This is a genomic window from Ruminococcus sp. 1001136sp1_2201st1_G3_2201SCRN_220225 (assembly GCF_040924365.1).
Taxonomy (GTDB): domain Bacteria; phylum Bacillota; class Clostridia; order Lachnospirales; family Lachnospiraceae; genus Blautia_A; species Blautia_A faecis.
Genome location: NZ_JBCOME010000107.1, coordinates 1 through 5,058, shown reverse-complemented (window position 1 = coordinate 5,058; position 5,058 = coordinate 1). Strand labels below are relative to the sequence as shown.

Genomic DNA, 5,058 nt, shown 5'->3' with positions numbered 1-5,058 from the left:
TTAACTACACGGCTCACTGGCGATTACCGTGACCGGACTTACACCGGCAAGTGTAGTCCAGCTTTGCTGGACACACGATAAAAAAAAGGAGATGGTCACCCATCTCCCATTCAAATATCCTATTTATTTCAATTAAGCAATTGCTTTCTTAGCGATCTCAGCAAGTGCTGCGAATCCCTGAGCATCATTTACAGCCATCTCAGCAAGCATCTTTCTGTTGATGTCGATGTTTGCAACTTTAAGGCCGTGCATCATTTTGCTGTAGGATAATCCGTTCATTCTTGCAGCAGCGTTGATACGTGCGATCCAGAGCTGTCTGAACTGACGTTTCTTCTGCTTTCTTCCAGCGTAGGAGCTGGTAAGTGCACGCATAACAGACTGTTTTGCTACTCTATACTGTTTGGAACGAGCTCCTCTGTAGCCCTTTGCCAGTTTTAATACACGATTATGTTTCTTCTTTGCGTTTAATCCGCCTTTAATTCTTGCCATTTCTTATTTTCCTCCTGTTCGTCTTCTTCTATGCTATATCTTATAAATACGGTAATGCTTTCTTCATGCTCTTAACATTAGTAGAATCAACAACAGTAGCTTTTCTGAGATTTCTCTTTCTCTTCTGAGATTTCTTTGTTAAGATATGGCTCTTGTAAGCTTTATTTCTTACTAATTTTCCTGTTCCTGTTTTTTTGAAGCGCTTTGCTGCTGCTCTACAAGTTTTAATTTTTGGCATTGTAATTTCCTCCTTAATATCGTATCTATTTAATGTCCCTCATCCAGCCTGACACCCTCAGGGTGTCTCTCCAAATGAATGCAACATCCTAGTGTTTCTGTGCTAAAAACATTGTCATGCTTCTGCCTTCTACCTTAGGTGCCTTCTCAACTACAGCAATGTCCTTCAGCATATCGGCAAAATCATCCAGAACGTGCTTGCTGCTTGACATGTGTGCCATCTCTCTTCCGCGGAAACGAAGAGTAACCTTCACTCTGTCGCCCTTGGTAAGGAATTTGCGCGCTGCCCCAGCCTTTGTATTCAGGTCATTGGTATCAATATTTGGTGAAAGACGCACTTCTTTGACATCGATGGTCTTCTGCTTTTTCTTGGCTTCTTTCTCTTTTCTGGCAAGTTCGTAGCGATATTTACCATAATCAATGATCTTACATACCGGCGGCTTTGCCTGTGGGGCAATCTTTACTAAATCAAGCTCTGCCTCCTGAGCTTTGGCCATTGCTTCTCTTGCGGACATAATTCCGAGCTGCTCTCCGTCCGGTCCGATTAAGCGTACCTCTTTGTCTCTGATTTGTTCGTTAATCATTAAATTGCTAATTGTCGTGCACCTCCATACCTGATAGATGATCTGTTCTGATCCAGTTTTTAACTTCTGGACTCTCATTCCCCTTCGCAGGAAGAAATTCCTGCCTGATACCTGACGCCGCAAATATAAAAAAAGTGCGGACAGAATCCACACTTCTCCTATTACACTCGCGAACTAAGTCACGCGCTGCTGTGCAATATGAACCCGAGCCGCATCTAAGTATGCGCTGAGGTGAGAGTGAACTCTGCTTTCTTTTCATCACGTACTGTCGTATAATATCATGCCTTATTGTGAAAGTCAAGATGTTTTTTTATTTTTTCTAATAATTTTTTTCTTATAAATTTGTGCATATTTTTTGCAGGCACAGGAAAAACTAAGACTGCTGCAGCGGTTTAGTGCCCTCATGAAATACGGTCTGCTGAACAACTGCAAATGTTTGCAAAATCAAGCATACAAAATCAGGAGGTAAAAAACATGACAATTTTAAAATGTTCCGCAACAACCTGTGCTTACAATGAAGATATGCTTTGTTCCAGAGGGGAAATCAACGTCATGGGTGACAGTGCAAAAAGTTCTGAAGAAACATCCTGCGGAAGCTTCCGGGAAAAGAGCCAGGGTGCCATGAACAGTGCCAAAAACAGCTGTGGATGTGAGACCATCCAGATTGACTGCAAAGCCCACAACTGTACCTATAACGAAAACTGTAAATGTACCGCAGCTGCTATTGATGTAGCCGGAAGCGGTGCAAAAGTATGTTCTGAAACAAAATGCGATACCTTTGAATGCCAGTGCTAGAGCGTGTTTGAAAGAGGCTTTCTGCAAAAATTTTTCAAACAGGTTCCAGAAAATAGCCGCAAATTCAAAAACAGCCCCCGCACAAATGTGCGAGGGCCTTTTAATTTCCATTCATTATCTGTTTCTTAAGAAATCCGGGATCTGGATATCTTTCTTCTGAACAGTGCTGGATGGTGTCTTCGCTGTGAATGGTGTAGCATTCATAGTCGGCATGCTGAAAGACGGCATGTTCAGATTCACACCAGCAGACGCTGTAGTGGAAGCAGGTCTCTTATTGGCAAATACAGAGTTGCTTGCCTTATTTCCAAATGGATTGGATGCCTGTGCATTATCAGAAAGGCCTGTAGCAATAACAGTGATTCTCGCATAATCAGCAACAGAATCATCATACATAGCACCAAAGATGATATTTGCATCTTCACCTGTAAGCTCCTGTACATAGCTTGCAGCATCATTTGCGTCCATAAGGGAAATATCACCGGAAATGTTGATGATAACGTGTGTAGCACCCTTGATGGTAGTCTCAAGAAGCGGAGAGGATACAGCCTGCTGTACAGCCTCCATAGCCTTGTCATCGCCTCTTGCCTCACCGATACCAATGTGTGCAATACCTTTATCTGTCATAACAGTCTGAACATCAGCAAAGTCAAGGTTGATAAGAGCCGGCAGATTAATCAGATCTGTGATGCCCTGAACTGCCTGCTGCAGAACCTCGTCTGCTTTACGAAGTGCTTCCGGCATAGTTGTGCGGCGATCTACAATCTCCAGTAATTTGTCATTCGGAATTACAATTAATGTATCAACAGCCTTCTTCAGGTTCTCAATACCTGCAAGTGCGTTGTTCATACGTGTCTTAGCTTCAAAACGGAAAGGTTTGGTCACAACACCTACAGTGAGGATCCCCATTTCCTTAGCTGCTGCTGCGATAACCGGTGCAGCACCTGTACCAGTTCCACCGCCCATACCGCAGGTAACAAATACCATGTCAGCACCTTCGATGATCTGTTTTACTTCCTCAATGCTCTCTTCTGCTGCTTTCTGTCCAACCTCAGGCTGTGCTCCTGCACCAAGACCTTTGGTAATTTTCTCACCGATCTGAAGTACAGTTGGAGCTTTACACAGAGTCAGAGCCTGCTTATCTGTATTCACTCCTACAAACTCTACCCCGCCGATGGCTTCTTCAACCATTCTGTTAACTGCGTTATTTCCGGCGCCGCCTACTCCGATTACAATAATCTTAGCAGAGGATTCCGCCTCATTTGACATTATCTCTAACAATGTACTTCCTCCTTTATTTCTACCTTATATCCTTTATCTTTAATTTCAGCAAATATATATACCAAGCTGCATATAGCTATATCATATATTTTTTTTGTGAATTTATCAACCACTAATTTTGTTTTTTTATACTTTTTTCGCGAAATACGCGATATTTTCCTCAGAGTGTGTTTGAAAAAGGCTTTCTGCAAAATGTGCATCACATTTACAGGAGATTTTCAGACACTCTCTAATATTCCTCATCGTACCCGTCATAACCGCTGTTATTATAGTCTTCGCTGTAGTCCTCACTGTAATCTTCAAGCTCCTCTTCGCTTCCATCTTCACTGGTTTCATTGGGATTGGGACCTACATAATTTCCATCTTTATCCAGCTGCCCATAACCGGTATAGCTTCCATCTTCCATATATCCGCCAAGCCAGCTGCCATTTGCAGCAATACTCTCCTCAGTAGGTCTGGAGCCTACATAGTTTCCGTTCTGGTCATATTCCCCTTCACCGGTATAGTCACCCTCCAGGTCATATCCTCCATGCCAGTTAGCCACTGCATTCTCGTAAGCAACCGCAGTATCCACATCCTCAATCACGCCATCCTCGCCCAGATCCTGCTCGAAGGTAATCGTCTTGGAATTGTCATTTACATTTTCCAGATGAAGGATTCCCTTTTTGCCGGAAAGCTTGGGCAAAATTGCGCTGACACGTGTCATCTTGTCCTCAAGATACTCGTCCTTTCCCAGCATCACCCGGATATCTCCATAAGTCAAGGTAATCTGATAACTAGTGTCAAATTCAATATGATCCGGTATGGCATCGTTCTTCTGGAAAATAGTTGACAGCGCCACCGCAGTGGTAAGCACCGAGCTTCCCTTAATTGGAAGCTTCTCCCCTTCGATCACATGGCTTACTTCAATGCCGTCAAAAAAAGGCACCAGTTCATCCCTTGTATGGGAACTTTCAATAAAAATACCGTTTCTGTCAAAATAAATATAGCTATCCAGATAAGGAATGCAGCCTACCGCCTTCTTTTCCCGGACACTGATGCAGATACTGTTATGAGAAAGCCTGGTAATATAAAAGCCTTCCACAAAAGGCACACCCTCTACGTCCACCCTGGAATGGAGCAAAACTGCAAGAACGGAATTATCCGTAAAAGCCCCCTGCAAAGCCATCTCCTTCACCTGTTCATCCGTGTAACGGGAGGTTCCCATTACCTCCACCTTTGTCACATGAAAATAGGAAAAGAAAAAGACAAGTCCTGCCAGCAGAACTGCCCCCAGGGTACCCAGAATCGCTTTCTTATGTTTTCTATAGATCAGCTTCATTTTCAGTGATTTCATATATTGTTATTCCTGTATCCTTTTTACTGCTGCTCCCAGCGCATTAAGATCCTGGCAAATATGCTCATACCCCCGCTGTACAAAAGAATATCCTTCCAGTACGGTAACTCCCTTAGCCCCAAGTGCTGCCAGGATCAGGGACGCACCGCCTCTTAATTCCTGCGCCTGCACAGCTGCTCCATGTAAAGTCTTTACACCGCAGATTACAGCCTCATTTCCCTGTACGCGGATCCTGGCTCCCATTTTCCGCAACTGGTCAGCTGCTTTATAACGGTCTTCAAAAACCATTTCACGAATGCAACTTTCCCCCTCTATGGTGGAAAGAACTGCCATTACGGG

At 43.6% G+C, this 5,058-nt stretch carries 7 protein-coding genes and 1 pseudogene; 1 reads left to right on the top strand and 7 read right to left on the bottom strand.

All coding sequences use genetic code 11. The annotated features are described in order from the left end of the window. Window positions 1-132: 132 nt before the first annotated feature. From rplT to infC, 3 genes are all read right to left on the bottom strand, one after another. Window positions 133-489 (bottom strand): 50S ribosomal protein L20, encoded by a 357-nt coding sequence (rplT, locus tag AB5642_RS19605; RefSeq protein WP_117850812.1) that lies wholly within the window; start codon window positions 487-489, stop codon window positions 133-135. Between the two features lie 40 nt (window positions 490-529). Continuing rightward, window positions 530-727 carry a 50S ribosomal protein L35 gene (rpmI, locus tag AB5642_RS19600; protein WP_117850817.1) on the bottom strand — a complete coding sequence of 66 codons (198 nt, stop codon included), beginning with the start codon at window positions 725-727 and terminating at the stop codon, window positions 530-532. Between the two features lie 88 nt (window positions 728-815). Then, on the bottom strand, window positions 816-1,310 hold the full coding sequence (gene infC / locus AB5642_RS19595; protein ID WP_118578206.1) for a translation initiation factor IF-3: 495 nt from the start codon (window positions 1,308-1,310) through the stop codon (window positions 816-818). 474 nt (window positions 1,311-1,784) lie between these two features. On the opposite strand from infC, the gene AB5642_RS19590 reads away from it, so the two are divergent. Continuing rightward, the gene (locus AB5642_RS19590) at window positions 1,785-2,105 is read left to right on the top strand and encodes a DUF1540 domain-containing protein (RefSeq protein WP_173718142.1); all 321 of its coding nucleotides are present in this window, start codon (window positions 1,785-1,787) and stop codon (window positions 2,103-2,105) included. Window positions 2,106-2,219: 114 nt separating this feature from the next. Here AB5642_RS19590 and ftsZ read toward each other — a convergent pair whose 3' ends face one another. The 4 genes and pseudogenes from ftsZ to AB5642_RS19570 form a co-directional block, all read right to left on the bottom strand. Then, a complete protein-coding gene (ftsZ, locus tag AB5642_RS19585; protein WP_330382736.1) occupies window positions 2,220-3,383 on the bottom strand; it encodes a cell division protein FtsZ in 1,164 nt (387 codons plus the stop codon). Window positions 3,384-3,509: 126 nt separating this feature from the next. Continuing rightward, window positions 3,510-3,626 carry a DUF6783 domain-containing protein gene (locus tag AB5642_RS19580; RefSeq protein ID WP_368356765.1) on the bottom strand — a complete coding sequence of 39 codons (117 nt, stop codon included), beginning with the start codon at window positions 3,624-3,626 and terminating at the stop codon, window positions 3,510-3,512. Continuing rightward, window positions 3,613-4,719 (bottom strand): cell division protein FtsQ/DivIB, encoded by a 1,107-nt coding sequence (locus tag AB5642_RS19575; protein WP_227200699.1) that lies wholly within the window; start codon window positions 4,717-4,719, stop codon window positions 3,613-3,615. Before AB5642_RS19575 ends, AB5642_RS19580 begins: the two co-directional genes overlap by 14 nt. A 6-nt stretch (window positions 4,720-4,725) precedes the next feature. After that, window positions 4,726-5,058 (bottom strand): annotated as a pseudogene (locus AB5642_RS19570) (UDP-N-acetylglucosamine 1-carboxyvinyltransferase); the annotation flags it as partial.

Excerpts from the sequence above, each read along its gene's own strand:
- rpmI (WP_117850817.1), bottom strand. The coding sequence starts at position 727 with ATGCCAAAAATTAAAACTTGTAGAGCAGCAGCAAAGCGCTTCAAAAAA.
- AB5642_RS19590 (WP_173718142.1), top strand. The coding sequence starts at position 1,785 with ATGACAATTTTAAAATGTTCCGCAACAACCTGTGCTTACAATGAAGAT.
- AB5642_RS19575 (WP_227200699.1), bottom strand. The coding sequence starts at position 4,719 with ATGAAATCACTGAAAATGAAGCTGATCTATAGAAAACATAAGAAAGCG.
- AB5642_RS19580 (WP_368356765.1), bottom strand. The coding sequence starts at position 3,626 with ATGAGGAATATTAGAGAGTGTCTGAAAATCTCCTGTAAATGTGATGCA.
- rplT (WP_117850812.1), bottom strand. The coding sequence starts at position 489 with ATGGCAAGAATTAAAGGCGGATTAAACGCAAAGAAGAAACATAATCGT.
- infC (WP_118578206.1), bottom strand. The coding sequence starts at position 1,310 with ATGATTAACGAACAAATCAGAGACAAAGAGGTACGCTTAATCGGACCG.